Origin of the sequence: Vibrio sp. TBV020, from assembly GCF_046056895.1 — a bacterium.
In the GTDB taxonomy this organism is placed as follows: Bacteria; Pseudomonadota; Gammaproteobacteria; order Enterobacterales; family Vibrionaceae; genus Vibrio.
The window spans coordinates 2,777,315-2,798,045 of sequence record NZ_JBEEAQ010000003.1 but is presented as its reverse complement, the minus strand read 5'-3'; the positions used below and the strand labels follow the sequence as shown (position 1 = coordinate 2,798,045).

At 44.6% G+C, this 20,731-nt stretch carries 22 protein-coding genes; 19 read left to right on the top strand and 3 right to left on the bottom strand.

The window, feature by feature from the left end; translation table 11 throughout:
* Positions 1–43 precede the first annotated feature (43 nt).
* The 13 genes from tet(34) to pgpA all read left to right on the top strand — a co-directional run bounded on the left by tet(34) (position 44) and on the right by pgpA (position 11,091).
* Complete coding sequence (gene tet(34) / locus AAFX28_RS20820; protein WP_408690457.1) at positions 44–508, top strand: oxytetracycline resistance phosphoribosyltransferase domain-containing protein Tet(34); 465 nt, start codon at positions 44–46, stop codon at positions 506–508.
* 102 nt (positions 509–610) lie between these two features.
* Positions 611–1,858 carry an esterase FrsA gene (gene frsA / locus AAFX28_RS20815; RefSeq protein ID WP_408690455.1) on the top strand — a complete coding sequence of 416 codons (1,248 nt, stop codon included), beginning with the start codon at positions 611–613 and terminating at the stop codon, positions 1,856–1,858.
* Positions 1,859–1,962: 104 nt separating this feature from the next.
* Positions 1,963–2,352: a sigma factor-binding protein Crl gene (crl, locus tag AAFX28_RS20810; protein ID WP_408690453.1), complete on the top strand. Its 390-nt coding sequence runs from the start codon at positions 1,963–1,965 to the stop codon at positions 2,350–2,352.
* Positions 2,353–2,517: 165 nt separating this feature from the next.
* Entirely contained in the window at positions 2,518–3,651 is a 1,134-nt protein-coding gene (gene proB / locus AAFX28_RS20805) for a glutamate 5-kinase (RefSeq protein WP_408690451.1), read from the top strand.
* A gap of 10 nt (positions 3,652–3,661) precedes the next feature.
* Positions 3,662–4,912, top strand: a complete 1,251-nt coding sequence (locus tag AAFX28_RS20800; protein WP_408690450.1) for a glutamate-5-semialdehyde dehydrogenase — start codon at positions 3,662–3,664, stop codon at positions 4,910–4,912.
* Positions 4,913–5,016: 104 nt separating this feature from the next.
* Positions 5,017–5,466 (top strand): transcriptional regulator NrdR, encoded by a 450-nt coding sequence (gene nrdR, locus AAFX28_RS20795; RefSeq protein ID WP_038139576.1) that lies wholly within the window; start codon positions 5,017–5,019, stop codon positions 5,464–5,466.
* A gap of 12 nt (positions 5,467–5,478) precedes the next feature.
* A complete protein-coding gene (gene ribD, locus AAFX28_RS20790) occupies positions 5,479–6,585 on the top strand; it encodes a bifunctional diaminohydroxyphosphoribosylaminopyrimidine deaminase/5-amino-6-(5-phosphoribosylamino)uracil reductase RibD (protein ID WP_408690448.1) in 1,107 nt (368 codons plus the stop codon).
* A 2-nt stretch (positions 6,586–6,587) separates the two neighbouring features.
* The gene (locus AAFX28_RS20785) at positions 6,588–7,241 is read left to right on the top strand and encodes a riboflavin synthase (RefSeq protein WP_408690446.1); all 654 of its coding nucleotides are present in this window, start codon (positions 6,588–6,590) and stop codon (positions 7,239–7,241) included.
* 68 nt (positions 7,242–7,309) lie between these two features.
* Positions 7,310–8,419, top strand: coding sequence for a bifunctional 3,4-dihydroxy-2-butanone-4-phosphate synthase/GTP cyclohydrolase II (ribBA, locus tag AAFX28_RS20780; protein ID WP_408690444.1), 1,110 nt, complete (start codon positions 7,310–7,312; stop codon positions 8,417–8,419).
* A 172-nt stretch (positions 8,420–8,591) separates the two neighbouring features.
* Positions 8,592–9,062 (top strand): 6,7-dimethyl-8-ribityllumazine synthase, encoded by a 471-nt coding sequence (gene ribE, locus AAFX28_RS20775; protein ID WP_047049936.1) that lies wholly within the window; start codon positions 8,592–8,594, stop codon positions 9,060–9,062.
* Entirely contained in the window at positions 9,062–9,529 is a 468-nt protein-coding gene (gene nusB / locus AAFX28_RS20770) for a transcription antitermination factor NusB (RefSeq protein WP_005473507.1), read from the top strand. Before ribE ends, nusB begins: the two co-directional genes overlap by 1 nt.
* Before the next feature lie 77 nt (positions 9,530–9,606).
* A complete protein-coding gene (gene thiL, locus AAFX28_RS20765) occupies positions 9,607–10,572 on the top strand; it encodes a thiamine-phosphate kinase (protein WP_408690442.1) in 966 nt (321 codons plus the stop codon).
* A gap of 12 nt (positions 10,573–10,584) precedes the next feature.
* The gene (gene pgpA, locus AAFX28_RS20760) at positions 10,585–11,091 is read left to right on the top strand and encodes a phosphatidylglycerophosphatase A (RefSeq protein WP_408690440.1); all 507 of its coding nucleotides are present in this window, start codon (positions 10,585–10,587) and stop codon (positions 11,089–11,091) included.
* A gap of 167 nt (positions 11,092–11,258) precedes the next feature.
* Here the strand turns inward: pgpA and AAFX28_RS20755 are convergent, their stop codons facing one another.
* From AAFX28_RS20755 to map, 3 genes are all read right to left on the bottom strand, one after another.
* A complete protein-coding gene (locus AAFX28_RS20755; RefSeq protein ID WP_408690438.1) occupies positions 11,259–11,642 on the bottom strand; it encodes a DUF3461 family protein in 384 nt (127 codons plus the stop codon).
* A 136-nt stretch (positions 11,643–11,778) separates the two neighbouring features.
* Positions 11,779–14,400 (bottom strand): bifunctional uridylyltransferase/uridylyl-removing protein GlnD, encoded by a 2,622-nt coding sequence (glnD, locus tag AAFX28_RS20750; RefSeq protein WP_408690437.1) that lies wholly within the window; start codon positions 14,398–14,400, stop codon positions 11,779–11,781.
* A gap of 103 nt (positions 14,401–14,503) precedes the next feature.
* A complete protein-coding gene (map, locus tag AAFX28_RS20745; RefSeq protein ID WP_408690435.1) occupies positions 14,504–15,382 on the bottom strand; it encodes a type I methionyl aminopeptidase in 879 nt (292 codons plus the stop codon).
* Positions 15,383–15,741: 359 nt separating this feature from the next.
* Between map and rpsB the strand changes: the two genes are divergently transcribed.
* The 6 genes from rpsB (at position 15,742) to AAFX28_RS20715 (ending at position 20,691) form a co-directional block, all read left to right on the top strand.
* Entirely contained in the window at positions 15,742–16,470 is a 729-nt protein-coding gene (gene rpsB / locus AAFX28_RS20740) for a 30S ribosomal protein S2 (RefSeq protein WP_408690433.1), read from the top strand.
* A gap of 131 nt (positions 16,471–16,601) precedes the next feature.
* On the top strand, positions 16,602–17,444 hold the full coding sequence (gene tsf / locus AAFX28_RS20735; RefSeq protein WP_408690431.1) for a translation elongation factor Ts: 843 nt from the start codon (positions 16,602–16,604) through the stop codon (positions 17,442–17,444).
* Positions 17,445–17,594: 150 nt separating this feature from the next.
* Positions 17,595–18,326: a UMP kinase gene (gene pyrH, locus AAFX28_RS20730; protein ID WP_053440060.1), complete on the top strand. Its 732-nt coding sequence runs from the start codon at positions 17,595–17,597 to the stop codon at positions 18,324–18,326.
* Positions 18,327–18,428: 102 nt separating this feature from the next.
* Complete coding sequence (gene frr, locus AAFX28_RS20725) at positions 18,429–18,986, top strand: ribosome recycling factor (RefSeq protein WP_004415258.1); 558 nt, start codon at positions 18,429–18,431, stop codon at positions 18,984–18,986.
* 95 nt (positions 18,987–19,081) lie between these two features.
* On the top strand, positions 19,082–19,837 hold the full coding sequence (locus AAFX28_RS20720) for an isoprenyl transferase (protein ID WP_408690428.1): 756 nt from the start codon (positions 19,082–19,084) through the stop codon (positions 19,835–19,837).
* Positions 19,838–19,848: 11 nt separating this feature from the next.
* The gene (locus AAFX28_RS20715) at positions 19,849–20,691 is read left to right on the top strand and encodes a phosphatidate cytidylyltransferase (protein ID WP_408690426.1); all 843 of its coding nucleotides are present in this window, start codon (positions 19,849–19,851) and stop codon (positions 20,689–20,691) included.
* The last annotated feature ends 40 nt before the right edge of the window (positions 20,692–20,731 follow it).

Below are 20,731 nucleotides of genomic sequence, written 5' to 3'. Positions count from 1 at the left end.
GCTTTGCGGGGATGCAGATTTTTTAAATTATTAGGTTATTACAATGGCTAAGAAATTCATTATCACTTGGGACCAAATGCACACACTTTGTCGTGAATTGGCAGAAAAACAAATGCCAGCAGAGCAGTGGAAAGGCATTTGGGCTGTGAGCCGTGGCGGCCTTGTTCCTGGCGCTATCCTAGCGCGTGAGCTAGGTATTCGTCATGTAGATACAATCTGTATCTCTAGCTACGACCATGATCACCAGCGTGATATGACAGTTGTTAAAGCACCAGAAGGTGACGGCGAAGGTTTCCTAATCGTTGAAGACCTAGTGGACAGTGGTGATACAGCGCGTAAACTTCGCGAAATGTACCCTAAAGCAAAATTGATTGCCGTTTGTGCTAAGCCAGCAGGTGTTGAGCTACTTGATGATTACGTTGTTGATATCGCACAAGACACGTGGATTGAGCAGCCTTGGGATATGTCAATCCAATTCGTTGAGCCTATCAATCGTAAGCAAAAGTAATCACTTTTGGGTTAGTTCCCATCGATTTCTTGATAAATGACCCTTTATTGGGTCATTTTTTTTATTACTATTTAGACATCATTATTTATTTAGGTCGAACTCATGTCAGAGGAAGTCAGCAAGAACCTCTCGGAAACGCTGTTTGCTAATCATAAACAAGCCAAAGAAACGTCTGGATTGACGCGCTATATGCCGAGCAGTCAAACGTTTCTAGATAATAAGCAAGAGCAAGAAGGTTTCAAATGGTATCGCAACCTAAGACGCATGCAATGGTCATGGCAGGGGCTTGATCCGATCGAAATTGAAGCGGTACTGGCAAAAATTGCGGCCTCAAAACACTCTCGTACTCAAGACCAATGGTTAGATACAGTGATGGGCTATCACAGCGGTAACTGGACTTATGAGTGGACCAAACTTGGCATGCTGCATCAAAAACGCTCAAGCCAACTTAAGGGGGAAGAGGCGGCGGATGAAATGTTCAATGCGTCACTCTGTTTTAGTATTGCAGGCTATCCACATCTAAAAAATGATAACTTAGCCACTCAAGCGCAAGTTCTAGCCAGTAATGCTTATACTGAGGCTGCGAATAAAACTAAGTACATTGTTAAACGCCTTGAAATCCCATACCAGAAGAAGACTATTATTGCCCATCTTCACCTGACCAGTACTGATAAGCCTCAGCCAGTCGTTATGGTTAGCGCTGGGCTAGATAGTTTGCAAACGGATCTTTGGGCGCTGTTTCGTGATCACTTCGCCAAGAAGAATATCGCAATGCTGACAGTTGATATGCCTTCAATAGGGCACAACACCCATTGGAATTTGACCGAAGATACTTCTCGCCTTCATCAGGCTGTACTCAATGAGCTATACAACATTCCTTATGTCGATCACCATAAAGTTGGCTTGGTAGGCTTCCGATTTGGTGGCAATGCTATGGTACGACTGTCCTTCTTAGAGCAAGACAAGATTAAAGCGTGTGTTTCTTTAGGAGCGCCGATACATGATGTGTTGTCATCACCAGAGAAGCTCAAACAAATGCCAAAAATGTATTTGGATGTTTTAGCTTCTCGACTAGGTAAGAACGCGGTTGATATTCATAGCTTAGCGGGGCAACTGATGGCGTGGTCGCTTAAGGTGCAAGGCATTTTGGCTAACCGTAAAACGCGAGTGCCTATTTTAGCAATGAGCTTAGAAAATGATCCGGTTTCTCCATTTAGCGATAACCAATTGGTTGCATTGTATAGTGACTACGGCAAAGCGAAGAAAATCAGTTCCAAGACAATTACACAAGGTTATGAGCAATCCCTCGATTTAGCGATAAAGTGGCTAGAAGACGAGCTAATTAGATGACATTTAAACTAATTTAGACAACACTTATGTAGACGAGCTACCCAGACTGTTTAGTCCTGAGGTGTGCACGAATAACAATAAGTAAATGAATATGGAGATTCATTATGTCTGAACAGACAAAAAGTCCGACACATTATCGCTTGTTAACCACACTGAGAGCTATTGGGCCTTACCTTCGTGAATCACAAAGTACAGAAGGCTCCTATTTATTCGATTGTTTATCGGTTTGTGTCAATGATAAAAAGTCACCAGAGCAAAGGGAATTTTGGGGCTGGTGGCTAGAGCTAGAGAAGAACGGCGAGGCGTTTGAAGCTAGATACCGCTCCGGTTTGTATGATGTCACTGGGGAGTGGCAAGACAAAGCCCTACCGAAAAAGGCTGTTCAAGATGTCACTCGAACTCAGGAAGTTTTTCACCAAAAACTGCTAGAAACGTTAGAGAAAGAATTTGAAATCCCACTGGCGATTCACAAAGAATCTGTAGAATTCGTCTAAAATACTCTGGCTTTTCCCTAGATAGACCAAAAAGGCGCTTTTTAGCGCCTTTTCTGCTTGTGAATTTTCTATTTGATTGCTAAAACATCAGGTCTAATCAATCTTTGTCACTTATCAATAAGACAAGATTGTGAGGATTTTTTTATTTTTCATAGTAGAAAGGCAATGAATCAAGAAAGCGGAAATAACCAACAGTCTCAGACTGTCGTGGTTAAACTAGGTACAAGTGTTTTAACTGGTGGTACGTTGGCATTAGACCGAGCTCATATGGTTGAGTTGGTTCGTCAATGTGCAGAACTTAAAAAACAAGGCCACTCAGTGGTTATGGTCTCGTCTGGCGCAATCGCTGCTGGTCGTGAACACTTAGGATACCCCGCACTGCCCAACTCTATGGCGAGTAAACAACTGCTTGCCGCTGTCGGACAAAGTCAGTTGATTCAGACATGGGAGTCGCTATTCGCGATTTATGGGCTGAAAATTGGTCAAATGTTATTAACTCGTGCAGATTTAGAGGATCGTGAACGCTTCCTTAATGCGCGAGACACGATCAATGCGCTGGTCGAAAACGACATTATTCCAGTGGTCAATGAAAATGACGCTGTTGCTACAAGTGAAATCAAAGTTGGCGATAACGACAACTTGTCTGCATTGGTTGGGATTTTATGTGGCGCAGATAAACTGTTGCTGCTCACTGATCAAAAAGGTTTGTTTACGGCCGACCCTCGCAAGGACCCAAATGCTGAGCTGATCAAAGAAGTCAAAACCATCGATGATACGCTTCGTCAAATTGCTGGTGGTAGCGGTACTACGCTAGGTACAGGCGGGATGGCGACCAAGTTACAAGCTGCTGATATTGCACGCCGTGCTGGTATTGAGGTGATTATCGCTGCGGGTAGCGCTCCGAATGTAGTATTTGATTCACTTGGCGACAACCCACAAGGTACGCGCTTTTTACCGTGTGAAGAAGCCTTAGAAAACCGTAAGCGCTGGATCCTAGCAGGTCCTGCAGCATCAGGTGACATTGTGATTGATGATGGTGCCGTTAATGCTGTGGTAGGTAAGGGCAGCAGTCTGCTTGCAAAAGGCCTAACCAAAGTGAGTGGAGAGTTTGCTCGTGGTGATGTCGTCCGAGTGACCGACGCTCAAGGCAAGTTAGTCGCTCGTGGAATTGCGAGTTACTCAAGCCAAGATATGGCGAAAATTGTAGGCAAACACAGTAAAGATATTATTGGAATTTTAGGTTATGACTACGGTAATGAAGTATTGCACCGTGACGATATGGTCGTAATCCAAGAGTAAGGAAAGAAAAGTGGAACTGATTTCTATGGGTATCGCTGCCAAAGACGCGGCGTTCCAACTTGCAACAGCATCAACAGCTCAGAAAAACCAAGCGCTTGCTATTATCGCAGATGAACTTGAAGCCAACTCAGAGGCGATCCTAGCGGCGAACGCAAAAGATATTGAGAAAGGTCGTGAAGCAGGTTTAACAGAAGCACTGCTTGATCGTTTGTTGCTTAACCCTGAACGCCTAACGGGGATTGCTAACGACGTACGTAACGTGATTAGCCTGAATGACCCTGTAGGTAGCGAACTGGACAGTAAAGTACTTGAAAACGGCATGTCTCTATCACGTCGTCGTGTACCGCTTGGTGTAGTTGGTGTGATTTATGAAGCTCGCCCTAACGTAACGATTGATATTGCGGCGCTATGTTTGAAAACGGGTAATGCCAGCATTTTACGTGGTGGTAAAGAGACGTTTTTCTCAAACATGGAACTGGTTAAAGTGATTCAGTCTGCACTTGCGAAAGCGGGTCTGCCAGCAGCATCAGTCCAGTACATTGAGAAGCCTGACCGTGAATTGGTTTCTCAGTTGCTTAAATTGGATGAATACGTTGACATGATCATCCCGCGTGGTGGTGCTGGTTTACATAAAATGTGTAAAGAAAACAGCACGATTCCTGTGATTATTGGTGGTTTTGGTATTAGTCATATCTTTGTTGACGAAAGCGCTAACCTTACCAAGTCGCTGGATGTAGTTGAGAACTCTAAAGTACAACGTCCATCAGCGTGTAACTCACTAGATACACTGCTTGTACATGAAAAAGTGGCAGCAGAATTCTTACCAATGCTAGCGGAACGTTTGGCTGATAAGGTTGCACTCGTTGCAGAGCCAAAAGCGAAGGCTCTGTTAAGCAATGCAAAAGAGCTGCGTGATGCTGGTGACGATGATTTTGATACAGAATGGCTAAGCTACACATTAGGTGTCAAAGTTGTGGCAGACGTTCATGAGGCGGTTGACCACATGCGAGTTCACAACGCTAGTCACTCTGATGCCATCATGACTAATAGCCTAGAAAACTCGGAAGTGTTTATTAACTCTGTTGGCTCAGCAGCGGTCTACGTGAACGCATCAACTCGTTTTACAGATGGCGCACAGTTTGGTTTAGGTGCAGAAGTTGCGGTGTCTACTCAGAAGCTTCACGCTCGCGGCCCAATGGGTTTGGAAGAGTTGACCAGCTACAAATGGGTAGGTAAAGCAAACTACTTACCACGTAGTTAACAAAAACTGCACGATATTGTTTGAAAAAGGGGCTATCTAGCCCCTTTTGCTTTTCTTGTGATCACCAAATCCGCTACACTGTCTGTCACTTATATGGAGGTGATATGCATTGTCCTTTTTGTTCTGAGAACGACACTAAAGTGATTGATTCTCGTTTGGTTGCTGACGGTCACCAAGTGCGTCGCCGTCGCCAGTGCCTTGCATGTAGCGAGCGTTTTACGACGTTTGAAACGGCTGAATTGGTTATGCCGAGAGTGATTAAATCCAATGGCAACCGCGAACCATTCAATGAAGATAAAATGGTCGGTGGACTGCAACGTGCGCTAGAAAAGCGTCCGGTTAGTGCCGATGCTGTAGATGTATCGATTAGCCTGATCAAATCTCAACTCCGTGCAACGGGTGAACGAGAAGTGCCAAGTGAAATGATAGGTAACTTGGTCATGGATCAACTCAAAGAGCTCGATAAGGTTGCGTATATTCGATTCGCATCTGTTTACCGGAGCTTTGAAGACATTCGTGAGTTTGGCGAAGAGATCGCTCGTTTAGAAGATTAACGGTTGTCATCAATGCCAATATTTACCCCTCAAGATTTTAAGATGATGTCGCGTGCTATCGAATTAGCAAAAGGCGGCATCTACACCACAGCACCAAACCCAAATGTTGGCTGTGTGATTACTCAAGGCGACGAGATTGTCGGTGAAGGTTTCCACTACCGAGCCGGTGAACCACACGCGGAAGTGCATGCACTACGTATGGCGGGTGATAAGACAGTTGGTGCAACTGCTTATGTGACGTTAGAACCTTGCTCTCATTACGGCCGAACACCTCCATGTGCGGAAGGCCTAATTAAAGCCAAAGTAGCGAAAGTCATTTGTGCCATGCAAGATCCCAATCCTAAAGTCGCAGGCCGTGGCATTCAGATGCTACGTGATGCTGGTATAGAAGTAGAAATTGGGTTACTCGAACAAGAAGCTGAAGCGCTCAATCCTGCGTTCATCAAGCGAATGAAAACGGGCATGCCATTTGTACAGCTTAAAATGGCAGCTAGCCTAGATGGGCAGACTGCTTTAGCAAATGGTCAAAGTCAGTGGATTACCTCTCCCCAAGCTAGACAAGACGTACAAAAGTATCGCGCCAAGAGTTGTGCAATTTTGTCTACCAGTAAGACGGTTATCGATGACGATGCGTCATTGAATATACGTTGGGATGATTTACCTGCTTCCGTGCAAGCGAAATGCAATCAGCAAGATTTGCGTCAACCAACACGAGTCATTTTAGATAGACAAAGCCAACTGACTTCAGAGCTTAAGCTTTTGAATACACCGGGCAATAGAATCATTGTGGCTGAAGGTAAAGACCTCGATCCTATACTCAATGACGAGAAGCTAATTGATCTACACGCTACATTTGCCGCATTAACGAACGATCATCATATCAATCATTTATGGGTTGAGGCTGGCGCAACATTAGCAAGTAGTCTAATTAAAGCGAACTTGGTCGATGAACTTATCCTCTACTTAGCGCCTAAAATAATGGGCAGCGATGGGCGAGGGTTGCTAGGTGCACTAGGTTTAGAGTCAATGGCAGAGACGATTGATCTCAATATTAAAGATGTAAGACAGGTTGGCGCTGATATTCGTATTACCGCCACCTTGAAGAATAAAGAGTCGTAATCATGTTTACAGGTATTGTTGAAGCAGTTGGTACTTTGACTGCAATCACGCCAAAAGGCGAAGATATTAGTGTCACGGTAGAAGTCGGCAAATTGGATATGTCTGATGTTAAGCTCGGTGACAGCATCGCGACTAACGGAGTTTGCTTAACGGTAGTAGACTTTTCCTCGACAAGTTACAGCGCAGATTTGTCATTAGAAACACTGCAAAAAACGGGCTTTACTGATTATCAAGCGGGCGACAAGGTCAATCTTGAAAAAGCAATGCTACCAACGACTCGCTTTGGTGGACATATTGTGTCAGGCCATGTTGATGGTGTAGGTGAAATTGTGGAACGTAATATGGTTGGTCGTGCTATTGAATTTTGGGTTTCTATGCCGGAAGAGATCGCTAAATATGTCGCGGAAAAAGGTTCAATTACTGTCGATGGCATCAGCTTAACGGTCAATGACCTGCGTAAGAACGCTTTCAAACTAACGATCGTACCTCATACCGGTGAAGAGACGACCATCGCTGATTTTCATGTTGGGCGTAAAGTGAATTTAGAAGTGGATGTACTAGCACGCTATATGGAACGTTTATTGACGAGCCAGCGTGAACAGCAGCCAGAGTCACGTATCACCATGGAATTTTTGCAGCAAAACGGTTTCGCATAAACCAAGAATTATACAAACACTAGCGGCGACGCCTTATTCGCTCGACGACTCAAGATAGGAATACCAAAATGCCAATTAGTACGCCTCAAGAAATTATTGAAGATATTCGTTTAGGTAAAATGGTCATCCTGATGGATGATGAAGATCGTGAAAATGAAGGCGATCTGATTATGTCGGCTGAAATGATCACACCAGAAGCGATCAACTTTATGGCGACGCATGGTCGTGGCTTAATTTGTCTGACAATGACTAAAGAGCGTTGTGAGCGTCTAGGCTTGCCACCTATGGTCCAAGATAACAATGCCCAGTACACCACTAACTTTACGGTATCTATTGAAGCGGCTGAAGGTGTAACAACGGGTATTTCTGCGGCTGACCGTGCACGTACAGTTCAAGCCGCGGTAGCAAAAGAAGCGAAAGCCGCTGATCTTGTTCAACCGGGTCATATCTTCCCACTAGCGGCCCAAGAAGGTGGGGTTTTAACTCGCGCTGGTCATACAGAAGCGGGCTGTGATTTAGCACGTTTAGCAGGTCATGAACCTTCAGGCGTTATCGTTGAGATTCTAAATGACGACGGCACAATGGCACGTCGCCCAGATCTAGAAATCTTTGCTGAAAAACACGGTTTGAAGCTCGGTACGATTGCAGACCTTATCGAATACCGCAATAACACCGAAACAACCATCGAGCGTGTTGCTGAGTGTCAGCTACCGACAGAGTTTGGTGAGTTCAATTTGGTTACTTACCGCGATGTTATCGACAACCAAATTCACTATGCACTATGTAAAGGCGATCTAACTGCAGAAGCACCATTAGTGCGTGTGCATTTACAAGATACCTTTACTGACCTGCTGCATAGCGACCGTAATGCAGAGCGCAGCTGGACATTGGATGCGGCAATGAAGCGAATTGGTAGTGAAGGTGGCGTGTTAGTTGTACTAGGTAATGAGGAATCAACCGACCTACTGATTCACCGTGTGAAAATGTTTGAAGCGCAAGATAAGGGTGAAGCGCCTACGCTTGCGAAGAAACAAGGTACGTCACGTCGTGTTGGTGTTGGTTCGCAAATCCTAGCCGATCTTGGTGTTCATGATATGCGTCTACTTTCTTCTGCAAGCAAGAAATACCATGCGTTAGGCGGCTTTGGATTGAACGTTGTTGAGTATGTGTGTGAATAAACACTGACTCGTGGTTACTGCGCCTTTCGTTGACAGAAAGGCGTGATTAAAAGCTGGATAGAGGCTTTACCTCCATAGTGTCACTTCTGTTAAATTTCTATTAGATATTGCTCACAGATTTGTGCTAGAATCCGGCGATTCTCACTTGATGAACATAGTTAAAGGAAGGCTTATGAAAGTGATCGAGGGTGGCTTCCCAGCGCCAAACGCAAAAATTGCTATCGTTATTTCTCGTTTCAACAGTTTTATTAACGAAAGTCTATTGTCTGGTGCAATCGATACTTTAAAGCGTCACGGCCAAGTAAGCGAAGACAACATTACTGTAGTTCGTTGCCCTGGTGCAGTTGAACTTCCGCTTGTTGCTCAGCGTGTTGCTAAAACAGGCAAATTTGATGCAATCGTATCACTAGGCACGGTAATCCGTGGTGGTACTCCACACTTTGACTATGTTTGTAGTGAATGTAACAAGGGTCTTGCGCAAGTATCTATGGAATACTCACTTCCAGTAGCATTCGGCGTATTGACTGTTGATACAATTGACCAAGCAATTGAGCGCGCAGGAACCAAGGCTGGTAATAAAGGTGCAGAGGCTGCACTAAGCGCACTTGAGATGATTAACGTTCTTTCAGAAATCGATTCCTAATGGGGGCCAGTGTGAAACCAGCCGCACGTCGTAATGCACGTCGATTCGCTCTACAAGCGATCTACTCTTGGCAAATTACTAAAGAAAATGTTGCTACCATCGAAGAGCAATTTTTGTCAGGTGGTAAGTATGATGAAGAAGAACATCATGCTTCTGAACCAGCACTTTCTACTCCAGACACAGACGTTGCATACTTCCGTGACCTACTAACAGGTGTTGTGCTAAGTCACACAGAGCTAGATAGTAAGATTCGTCCATACACAGCTCGTCCAATGCAAGACTTGGATATGATGGAGCTAGCACTGCTTCGTCTAGCTATGTATGAAATGACTCGTCGTGAAGATGTCCCTTACAAAGTGGTAATTAACGAAGCGATTGAACTTGCAAAAGTATTCGCTGCAGAAGAAAGCCACAAATTCGTGAATGGTGTGCTAGATAAAGCTGCACCACACGTGCGTAAGAAATAATCGACTAAGATTACCAAAAGGTCAGCAGATGCTGACCTTTTTTATGCTTGTTACTTTGAACCATTGATAGATTTCGTATGTCCGGTGAATTTAACTTAATTGAGAAGTATTTTGTTGGCCGTCAAAAGCAACGCAAAGATGTGCTTCTAGCTGCGGGTGATGATTGTGCGTTAGTAAAAGCTCCAGAGGGCTTGTCGGTCGCGATTAGCACAGACACCTTAGTTGCTGGAACACACTTTCTAGCGAACGCCAATCCTGCGTGGGTTGCACATAAAGCTCTTGCTTCAAATATCAGTGACCTTGCCGCTATGGGGGCTACTCCAGCTTGGGTTTCTTTTGCATTGACGATGCCAGAACCAGATGAAGCGTGGCTAGCTCCGTTTTGTGATGCTTTCTTTGAGCTTGCTGACTATTTCGACATACAGTTAATTGGTGGCGACACGACCAAAGGTCCTTTAAGCCTTACACTAACGGTTCAGGGACTTGTTGATCCTGAAAAAGCGTTACGTCGAGATGGTGCGAAAGTCGGGGATTGGGTTTATGTCACGGGTAATCTAGGTGATAGTAAAGCGGGACTCGATGTTGTACTTGATCCGAGTCTACGGGCAAAACCATGTGCTGAAGAGCTTGAGAAAAGACATTATTTATCCACGCCAAGAGTCTTAGCGGGCCAAGCTTTGCTTAACTTAGCGAGTGCTGCGATTGATATCTCTGATGGCGTTATCTCTGACGTAAAACACATTCTGAAACGTTCTAATGTTGGTGTGAGCATTGACGTAGCAAGCCTTCCTGTTTCTAATGAACTGCTTCAGTTTGTTGATACTCCGACTACCGCTCAGCAATATGCATTATCAAGTGGTGAAGAGTATGAACTTTGTTTTACTGTTCCTGAACAAAATAAGGGTTCAATAGAGAGTGCTTTAGCGCATTGTGGGGCTAAAGTAACCTGTATTGGCCAGATTAGACCGCAAGGTACATTTGAACTGCATTGCAATGGCCAGCCAATTGACTGGACGCTTCGCGGTTATGACCACTTTAAATAGAATTCGATAGTTATGACAAACCCTCTTGCTCTCATCTCTTTGAAAAACCCATGGCATTTATTGGCTACCGGCTTTGGTAGTGGCTTGTCTCCGATCGTTCCTGGCACTATGGGTACGTTAGCAGCGGTTCCGTTTTACCTTCTGCTAGTCCAACTTCCATTACCGCTATACATCGTTGCGGTTTTAGTCTCTTGCGTTATTGGTATCAAAATTTGTCAGGTAACCTCAGATGATATGGGCGTGCATGATCACGGCTCGATTGTGTGGGATGAGTTTGCGGGTTTTTGGATTACCATGCTGGTGGTTCCAGTATTCAACTTATCGGCGACTGATTGGAAATGGCTAGTGACAGGCTTTGTCTTATTCCGTTTCTTTGACATGGTAAAACCATGGCCGATTGGCTGGTTAGATAAACGTGTTCATGGCGGGCTAGGTATCATGGTTGATGATATTGTTGCAGGTGTCATGGCCGGTGTCGCGTTGTACCTAGTTGGCAAATACGCAGGTTGGTTAGTCTAATTGAGGTTTAGTCATTTCATAGACTGATGAAGAAGGAATAAGGAATCTCATAAAGTAATCTGCTCGTTTCAAGAGATCCCCAAATCACTCGTGCCTCGTTCTCGAGGATGACGCGCAAAAAAAGGGGCTGGTAACTAAGTACCAACCCCCGAGTCGATTAAAACTTGTTACTTCAGCTTCTCTAGATCCGCTTCGATCTCTGCGATCTTGCTCGAAACTACTTTTTCTAAATGACGCAAATCAGATAGGATTTTCTGTTTCACATCCACTTCAGCTGCTTTCTCTGGCTTAGTCAGCTTGTTTAACTCATCAATTACTAGAGTTAGGTTACGGTTGATTTCGGTCACTTCGCGGTATTTGTGACTGCCACTATCAACCAGAACATTTTTCACTTGGCGTGGATATTTGAATTTTACGCTTTTCGCAAACAGCTCACCTTTTTGCTTACGAAAATAGATTTTTAACACATCCTTGTGCGCTTCTTGGCGAAGGGAATAGCGCTCAATTTGTTTAGGATCTTGAATACCTAAACCAGTGAGGTGTGGAAACATAGGCTACCTCTATTGTGTTGAAGTGATTGTTCCTACTTTATGCAGGAAATGAATAATTCACTTACTAATGTAGCAGCCTATGATCGTGGTAGACAGCGCTTTTTTAATCAAGTTAACAACTTGTGGCTGAGATCGCTTACGGGGCTAACTCGGCGATGTTTTGTCTAAGTTTTTCACTTAATTCAAGTTGTTCCTCTTCAGTGAGCTTTCCACCATTTGGACTGGTGATGATGAAAAGGTCTTCTGCACGTTCACCTATGGTGGTGATCTTCGCTGCATGTAGATGTACGCCTTGATCGGCAAAGGTTGCCCCTACTGTAGCCAGTAGCCCCGGAGTATCAAGAGCAACAAATTCGAGCAAGGTACGCTTTTTACTTTTAGTTGGCAGGAAGTCCACTTTGGTTTGTACTTTGAAGTGCTGCAAATTACGTGGCGTGCGACGACGTTTAATTTTAGTCGGACGGCCGTCTGATAAAACGTGTGCTAGGTGTTTGATGACTGCTTTGTGGCGGCTTTCTTCGATGGCTTCACCATGTTGGTCTAGGACCATAAAGGTATCGAGTACATAGCCGTCTTTACTGGTCATGACTTGTGCATCATGAACGTTGAAGTTTCGTCGATCGAGCTCAGCCACGACAGAAGCGAATAGGGCATGTTGGTCTTTGCTGTAGACAAAGACTTCGGTGCCGCCGCGTGTCGCTTTTTTAGATATTAAGATTAATGGTTGAGAGTGATCCTCATGACGCAATAGGTGCATGCAGTGCCAAGCGATCTGCTTGTGGCTGTGACGTAAGAAATAGTCGGCTTTAAAGCGTTGCCATAGCACTTCAATCTCTCGAGCACTGAAGCCCTCTTTACGCAATAGCGCAGAAGCCAGTTGTTGGTTGTGGCGAATACGTTCTCGAACATCAACAGGGTTCTCTAAACCACGGCGAAGAGCTCGCTGCGTAGAGTAAAAAAGCTCAGCCAATAGGGTGCGTTTCCAGCTATTCCACAGTTCTGGGTTGGTCGCACATATATCGGCTACGGTCAGACAAACCAAGTATTCCAAATACTCTTCATCGCGCACTTGCTTAGCGAACTCGGTGATAACTTCCGGATCGTAGATATCACGACGTTGAGCGGTTACAGACATTAGTAGGTGGTTACGCACTAACCATGCGACTAACTTAGCTTCTGGCTTTGACAGACCATGTTCAATACAGAAAGAGTAGGCTTCACCTTCGCCAATAACAGAGTGATCACCCCCTCGTCCTTTACCAATATCATGGAAAATGGCCGCTATGATTAACAGCTCTTTTTTGTGGATTCGAGGGTAAACCTCACAACAGATTGGGTGCTTGTCGTGATTTTTGGCGTAACTAAAGGTATTGATGTGTTTTAGCAAGCGGACGCTGTGTTCATCCACGGTGTACACATGGAATAGGTCAAACTGCATTTGCCCTACGATTTGACTCCATTGCGGCAGATAGGCAGCTAAAACACCAAGCTTATGCATTAGACTAAACGCTTTATGTAAGGCATTTGGGTGGCGACAAAGATCTAAAAACTTTTCACGCGCTTCAGGAATGGTATGTAGAAATTTATTAAGCCTTCTTCGTGCGGTTCGAAGTTGGCGCAATGTCGGTGGCGCGACCCCTTCGATTGTCGAGTCATTGGCGATATGTAAAAACATATCCAGAATTGTCTCGGGTCTTGCTTGGAATAATGCTGGCTTACGTGCTTCGATTAAGTGGCCACGACGCTGGAAGTCATCACTGAGAATTTCGGGTTCTGACTCGATGCCATTGTTGAGGATTGCTTGGTCAAATAGCTTTAATAGCATTTTGTTGAGCTCTGCGACGCGGCGAAGCGTGCGATAGAACTCTTTCATCATCATTTCAACGCCGCGATTACCTTCTCCGGTATAACCGAGGCTCTCTGCAACTTGAGCTTGGTGAGCAAACGTCAGGCGGTTATCATAGCGCTTGAGCTCTATATGCAGGGCGAAACGTGCGCGCCACAAGAAGTCTTGGCACTCAACTAATTCACGATATTCTGCGTCCGTCAGAAAGCCATAGCGACTCATTTCGAGAAGAGAAGTCGCGCCGAAATGTCTCCGTGCAACCCAACTCAAGGTATGGATATCTCGCAATCCGCCTGGAGTAGACTTGATGTCAGGTTCTAGATTGTAGGTGGTATCGTGATAGCGTGCGTGGCGGTTACGTTGTTCTTGGATTTTTGCTTTATAAAAGACTTCGCTTGGCCAAAATGACTCGGAGTGAATGACCATTCTTAGCTGGTGGAAAGTGTCCTCACAACCACATAGTAGCCTTGCTTCTTGTAGGTTAGTGGCAACCGTTAGATCTTCACGTCCGATTTCTGCACACTCTTCAACAGAGCGTACCGCGTGACCCACTTCCAAGCGCAAATCCCATAGTAGGGTGATAAATTCACTGACTTTACCGGCAAGTGACTCTGGCAGCGTTTTTCTCGAAACGACTAGGATATCAATGTCAGAAAGCGGGTGAAGCTCGCCTCGGCCATATCCTCCGACCGCAACTAAGCTGATATTTGGTAGAGCTGAAAAACCAAAATGTATCCATAAGCGGTTGAGTAGCAGATCGATATATTCGGCTCGGCCAAGGACTAAATTAGTCACAGGGTGGTGGTTAAGGAATTCTTGTTTTTGATAGTTGGCAAATTTCTCTAGCTGACTTTTTAATTCAGTGACAGAGAGTTGAGGAGTATCAAAAGTGAGCGGTGATTGAAAGGCCATTCAGCTAGTCCGTGCATAAAATCCATTTGATACCAATCTATCAAAATGGAGCAGATAAAAAAATATCCCCGACTGAGCGGGGATATTTTAAAGAAGATTTTGATTAAGCGTTGTTCATCATACGAGGGATGGTGTCGTCGCTGCGCAGTGTCATTACCTCACAGCCTGTCTTCGTCACCAAAATAGTGTGTTCGTATTGCGCTGACTTTTTGCTGTCGCCTGTGTAAACCGTCCAGTCATCTTCAGCATCAACGGTCACGCCAAACTTACCTGCATTGATCATTGGTTCAATTGTGAAACACATGCCTTCTTTCAATACGCGACGATCGTTGTTCTTGTAGTGAACGATTTGTGGCTCTTCATGGAACTCGTTGCCGATACCGTGACCACAGAAGTCCTTCACGATAGAGAATTTATTGCGAGGGTTCTTCTTGTTGTTCTCTTTAATGTACTTCTCAATAGCTGTACCAATATCACCAACCGTTGCGCCTGGCTTCACTTTGCGCATACCAACGTAAAGTGCTTCTTGAGTAACCATACATAGGCGCTTGTCAGCCGGAGATACATCACCAACGAAGAACATCTTAGAAGTGTCACCATGATAACCTTCAGGGCGTACAGACAGGTCTGCGTCCGCGTCATTAGGAACAATCACAGTAATATCGACGTTAATAATGTCGCCGTTTTTTAGCACTGCTGGCTTCACTTGGCCATTACTGCCGATTTCATCCTGAGATGCAGGGATTCCGTGGCAAACAATATGGTTGATTGAAGTACAGATCGACTTAGGAAAACCATGGTAATCAAGAGGTGCAGAGTACGCGCCTTTTTCAATCCCATAATCGTGACAGATTTGGTTTAGTTCATCTGTTGTCACACCCTCTTTAATATGGGGTTCGATCATCTCTAGGATATCAGCGGCCAACGCGCCCGCTAGTCGCATACGTTCGATTTCTTCAGCTGTTTTAATCTTGATTGACATCGGCTTTCTCTACTTTGTTCTGTTGCACGCATTGGTGCGATTGGGCGCATTCTATCAGGAACACTGCATAATGAGAATGATTCTTCATGGTTCAAGGCTTTCTTCACGTAATTCACCGTGAGTGAAAAAAGACGCAGAATGTTTTTTTACTAGCCAGGTAGGGTGAAAATATGGTATAAAGCGCGCCGGAATGTGGTCTGTTCTCTCTAGTTAAGTTTCTTAGTTAGCGAAGCTGATCAGTTCCAACAAACTTATATCTTTAAATCACACACATTCCGTCACATATTCCGGGGTGCTGGGCAGAAGCCTAGTCGGAGTTATGGGGGATGTGGAGGCCTAACCCCATAGAGGATTTTAAAATGGCAACTGTATCAATGCGCGATATGCTAAAAGCTGGTGTTCACTTCGGTCACCAGACTCGTTACTGGAACCCAAAAATGAAGCCATTCATCTTTGGTGCTCGTAACAAGGTTCATATCATCAACCTAGAAAAAACTGTACCAATGTTCAACGAAGCTCTAGCTGAACTAGCTAAAGTTGGCGAGAAGAAAGGTAAAGTTCTATTCGTTGGTACTAAGCGCGCTGCATCTGAAGCTGTTAAAGAAGCTGCAATCGCAAGCAACCAGTTTTACGTAAACAACCGCTGGTTAGGCGGTATGCTTACAAACTACAAAACTGTTCGTCAGTCAATCAAGCGTCTAAAAGAACTTGAAGCTCAAGCTCAAGACGGTACTTTTGATAAGCTAACTAAGAAAGAAGCTCTAATGCGTACTCGCGAAATGGAGAAGCTAGAGAAATCTCTTGGTGGTATCAAAGACATGGGCGGCCTACCAGACGCTCTATTCGTAATCGATGCTGATCACGAACACATTGCGATTAAAGAAGCTAACAACCTAGGTATTCCAGTATACGCTGTGGTAGATACTAACTCTAACCCAGACGGCGTTGACTACATCATCCCAGGTAACGACGATGCGATCCGTGCAGTACAGCTTTACCTAAACGCTGCTGCATCTTCAGTAACTGAAGGTCGTAACAAAGACGTAGCTGTTGCTGCTGAAAAAGATGGTTTCGTAGAAGCTGAATAATAGCGGCTCCGAGTCACACTTAGTTTATGTGCAACTTAGTTGTAGCATAAACTAAGTTATAGTTATCAGCAGGGGCCGAAAATGTAGGCCCCTGTTTTTTACCAAATCCAGAATCAACTGAGGAATTTAGAATGGCTGTTACTGCTGCTCTAGTTAAAGAACTGCGCGAACGTACTGGCGCAGGTATGATGGAATGTAAGAAAGCGCTTGTTGAAGCAAACGCTGACATCGAACTAGCAATCGAAAACATGCGTAAATCAGGTGCTGCAAAAGCTGCTAAGAAAGCAGGTAACGTAGCTGCTGAAGGCGCAATCATCATCAAAGAAGAAAACGGCGTTGCTGTTCTTCTTGAAGTTAACTGCCAAACTGACTTTGTTGCTAAAGATGGTAACTTCACAGCATTCGCTGACGAAGTTGCAGCTGACGCTCTAGCTTCTAAAGCTTCTGTTGAAGAACTACAAGCTAAGTTCGAAGAAACTCGCGTTGCTCTAGTAGCTAAAATCGGTGAGAACATCAACATCCGTCGCGTTCAATACGTTGAAGGTGCAGCACTAGCTTCTTACCGTCACGGCGAGAAGATCGGTGTAGTTGTTGCTGGTGAAGGCGACGCTGAAACTCTTAAGCACGTTGCAATGCACGTTGCAGCTTCTAAGCCAGAGTACGTTAACCCAGAAGACGTACCAGCTGACGTAGTAGCTAAAGAGAAAGAAGTTCAAGTTGAAATCGCTATGAACGAAGGCAAGCCAGCTGAAATCGCTGAGAAGATGGTTGTTGGCCGCATGAAGAAATTCACTGGCGAAATCTCTCTAACAGGTCAAGCGTTCATCATGGAGCCTAAGAAATCTGTTGGCGAAATCCTTAAAGAGCGTGGCGCTTCAGTAGCTACATTCGTTCGCCTAGAAGTAGGTGAAGGTATCGAGAAAGCTGAAGAAATGAGCTTCGCTGAAGAAGTAGCAGCAGCTCAAAAAGGTTAATCCTTAGAGACTCGCATACTATTTAGACCGTAGCCAAGGCTGCGGTCTTTTTATGACTAACGGTTAATCGTTTAGCTGTGATGGATGCAGACTGTTAGAGTCTTTATCCATGACTGTTAATCAACAACTCTCTTTTGGAAGGTAAACTCCATGACTACGAACCCTAAACCAGCGTATCAACGTATTCTGTTAAAACTGAGTGGTGAAGCTCTTCAAGGCGAAGATGGTTTCGGCATTGATCCAGCGGTTCTTGATCGCATGGCACAAGAAGTAAAAGAGTTAGTTGAACTTGGTGTTCAAGTTGGTGTGGTTATCGGTGGTGGTAACCTATTCCGCGGTGCTGGGCTAGCTGAAGCTGGTATGAACCGTGTTGTTGGTGACCACATGGGTATGCTAGCAACTGTAATGAACGGCCTAGCAATGCGTGATGCTCTTCACCGTGCATACGTGAATGCTCGTGTAATGTCGGCAATCCCACTTAAAGGTGTGTGTGACGATTACAACTGGGCTGATGCTATCCGTGAACTTCGCCAAGGCCGTGTAGTAATTTTCTCAGCAGGTACTGGTAACCCATTCTTCACGACTGATTCTGCTGCATGTTTGCGCGGTATTGAAATTGAAGCTGACGTAGTTCTAAAAGCTACAAAAGTAGATGGCGTATTTACCGCTGACCCAGTAGCAAACCCTGACGCAGAGCTGTATGATAAGCTTTCATTCAGTGCAGTTCTTGAAAAAGAGCTAAAAGTGATGGATTTGGCAGCATTTACGTTGGCTCGTGACCACAAAATGCCAATCCGCGTATTCAATATGAATAAGCCAGGCGCACTTCGTCGCGTGGTAATGGGTGAAGCAGAAGGCACGCTAATCAGCGACGCAGAGTAACTCCAATCACCGTAGCGTAAATTGATTTATGCTACGGTATTGCCTTTTGAAGACTCCCGCATAGGCTTTCTTCGAGAAAGAATTACACATTAAGGTGATATTGTGATTAACGAAATCAAACAAGACGCTCAAGAGCGCATGGAAAAAAGCGTAGAAGCGCTAAAGAACAACCTTTCTAAAGTTCGTACAGGTCGTGCGCACCCAAGCCTACTATCTGGTATCTCTGTAGAGTACTACGGTGCACCAACACCTCTTAACCAAGTTGCGAACGTTGTTGCTGAAGACGCACGTACACTAGCAATCACAGTATTCGACAAAGAGCTAACGCAAAAAGTTGAAAAAGCGATCATGATGTCTGACCTTGGCCTAAACCCAATGTCTGCAGGTACTATCATCCGCGTTCCACTTCCACCGCTAACTGAAGAGCGTCGTAAAGATCTAGTTAAGATTGTACGTGGTGAAGCTGAAGGTGGCCGTGTTGCTATCCGTAACATCCGTCGTGATGCTAACGGTGAACTAAAAGCACTACTAAAAGACAAAGAAATCTCTGAAGATGAAGATCGTAAAGGTCAAGATGAGATCCAAAAGCTAACAGACGCTGCAGTTAAGCAGGTAGACGAAGTGTTAGCAGCGAAAGAAAAAGAGTTGATGGAAGTCTAATTCTCTATAAACTTTCTATATAAATAGCGCTGTGCTCGCAGCACAGCGTTTTTTTATGCTAATCTCTGTCCCCTGCTGATTATCTATCAACGTTTATGCATAATTCACAACTCTCCCCTGATTTACTTCCAAAACATATCGCAATCATCATGGATGGCAATGGCCGTTGGGCTAAAGCACAAGGTAAACCTCGTGTGTTTGGTCATAAAAATGGTGTCGCTGCGGTTCGTAAAGCTATTTCAACGTCTGCGAAACTCGGTATCAAGGCGATTACTCTGTTTGCATTTAGCAGTGAAAATTGGCGTCGTCCTGAAGAAGAAGTTGGCGTGTTGATGGAACTGTTCATTACAGTACTTTCTACTGAGGTGAAGAAACTCCATAAGAACAATTTACGTCTGCGTGTGATTGGTGATAAATCCCGCTTTAATGAGCGCTTACAAAAGAAGATTGCTCAGGCTGAAGCGTTAACTGAGTCGAATACCGGCATGGTTATTAATATCGCTGCAAATTATGGTGGTAAGTGGGATATTATGCAGGCGACAAAAGCAATTTCAGCTAAGGTTGCCAATGGAGAATTAAAGGTCGATGAGATCAGTGAAGAATTGATCACAGAGCACCTTACCATGGCAGATTTACCTGAAGTTGATTTGATGATTCGAACCAGTGGCGAATGCCGCATAAGTAACTTTATGCTGTGGCAGATGGCCTATGCTGAGCTGTATTTCACGCCAATCTATTGGCCAGAGTTCGACGAAAACAGCTTAATTGAAGCAGTGACTTGGTTTGTGAACCGTGAACGTCGTTTCGGTTGTACTGGTGAGCAAGTCAAAGCTCTGATGGAAAGCGAATAAAGGACCCAAGTTTGAAACAAAGAATTATAACTGCGCTTATCCTTGCTCCTCTAGTTATTCTAGGGATATTTGAACTGTCATTACCATGGTTTATGGTCGCGATTGCTGCAGTAACGTTAATTGGTTACTGGGAGTGGACGCAATTTGTCAATGCTAAGTCTCGTGCACTCGCGTTGATTCCGACAGTCGCAGTCAGTGCTGCGAGTCTAGCTCTCGTTCCGTTTGACTCTCTAAGCTTAAATTTAGTAACGAATAGCCATTACGCGATTTTAGCAATTGGTTTCGTTTGGTGGTTAGCGGCGAGTGTGCTTGCGATTACCTATCCAAAATCTTCTTCGTTATGGCAACACTCTAGCCTTTTGCGCCACAGCTTTGGTGTACTCACTTTGTTGCCTTTCTTTTGGAGTGTTTTATTACTTCGCGCAGAAGGCGTTGATGTTGACCCTTACCATGGCGCCAAGTTGGTTCTATATGTGTGCTTTATTGTATGGGCGGCAGATAGCGGTGCTTATTTTGCGGGCAAGAGCTTTGGTAAACACAAAATGGCTCCTCATGTTAGCCCAAACAAGACTATTGAAGGTTTAGTGGGCGGTATTATTACTGCGATTCTTGTTGGTTGGGGTACCGCGCTATGGTTCAATATTGAGTTTGATAGCCCCTTTTCTATGATCGCAATTACGCTTGTTACTGTGGTTATCTCTGTATTGGGTGACTTGGTTGAAAGCATGTTTAAGCGCGTTTCTGGAATTAAAGACAGCAGTAACATTATCCCAGGTCATGGTGGGGTGTTAGATCGTGTTGATAGTCTAACCGCTGCTTTCCCTGTTTTTGCTTTCCTATACTTCATATTTTAAGGCAGGCTTCGGCTTGCCCTTACCATATTTTGGTTTCTTG

What these genes read in the sequence shown, in the direction of transcription:
- frsA (WP_408690455.1), top strand. Translation starts at nt 611, where the DNA reads ATGTCAGAGGAAGTCAGCAAGAACCTCTCGGAAACGCTGTTTGCTAAT.
- crl (WP_408690453.1), top strand. Translation starts at nt 1,963, where the DNA reads ATGTCTGAACAGACAAAAAGTCCGACACATTATCGCTTGTTAACCACA.
- proB (WP_408690451.1), top strand. Translation starts at nt 2,518, where the DNA reads ATGAATCAAGAAAGCGGAAATAACCAACAGTCTCAGACTGTCGTGGTT.
- nrdR (WP_038139576.1), top strand. Translation starts at nt 5,017, where the DNA reads ATGCATTGTCCTTTTTGTTCTGAGAACGACACTAAAGTGATTGATTCT.
- ribD (WP_408690448.1), top strand. Translation starts at nt 5,479, where the DNA reads ATGCCAATATTTACCCCTCAAGATTTTAAGATGATGTCGCGTGCTATC.
- AAFX28_RS20785 (WP_408690446.1), top strand. Translation starts at nt 6,588, where the DNA reads ATGTTTACAGGTATTGTTGAAGCAGTTGGTACTTTGACTGCAATCACG.
- ribBA (WP_408690444.1), top strand. Translation starts at nt 7,310, where the DNA reads ATGCCAATTAGTACGCCTCAAGAAATTATTGAAGATATTCGTTTAGGT.
- ribE (WP_047049936.1), top strand. Translation starts at nt 8,592, where the DNA reads ATGAAAGTGATCGAGGGTGGCTTCCCAGCGCCAAACGCAAAAATTGCT.
- nusB (WP_005473507.1), top strand. Translation starts at nt 9,062, where the DNA reads ATGGGGGCCAGTGTGAAACCAGCCGCACGTCGTAATGCACGTCGATTC.
- thiL (WP_408690442.1), top strand. Translation starts at nt 9,607, where the DNA reads ATGTCCGGTGAATTTAACTTAATTGAGAAGTATTTTGTTGGCCGTCAA.
- pgpA (WP_408690440.1), top strand. Translation starts at nt 10,585, where the DNA reads ATGACAAACCCTCTTGCTCTCATCTCTTTGAAAAACCCATGGCATTTA.
- AAFX28_RS20755 (WP_408690438.1), bottom strand. Translation starts at nt 11,642, where the DNA reads ATGTTTCCACACCTCACTGGTTTAGGTATTCAAGATCCTAAACAAATT.
- glnD (WP_408690437.1), bottom strand. Translation starts at nt 14,400, where the DNA reads ATGGCCTTTCAATCACCGCTCACTTTTGATACTCCTCAACTCTCTGTC.
- map (WP_408690435.1), bottom strand. Translation starts at nt 15,382, where the DNA reads ATGTCAATCAAGATTAAAACAGCTGAAGAAATCGAACGTATGCGACTA.
- rpsB (WP_408690433.1), top strand. Translation starts at nt 15,742, where the DNA reads ATGGCAACTGTATCAATGCGCGATATGCTAAAAGCTGGTGTTCACTTC.
- tsf (WP_408690431.1), top strand. Translation starts at nt 16,602, where the DNA reads ATGGCTGTTACTGCTGCTCTAGTTAAAGAACTGCGCGAACGTACTGGC.
- pyrH (WP_053440060.1), top strand. Translation starts at nt 17,595, where the DNA reads ATGACTACGAACCCTAAACCAGCGTATCAACGTATTCTGTTAAAACTG.
- AAFX28_RS20720 (WP_408690428.1), top strand. Translation starts at nt 19,082, where the DNA reads ATGCATAATTCACAACTCTCCCCTGATTTACTTCCAAAACATATCGCA.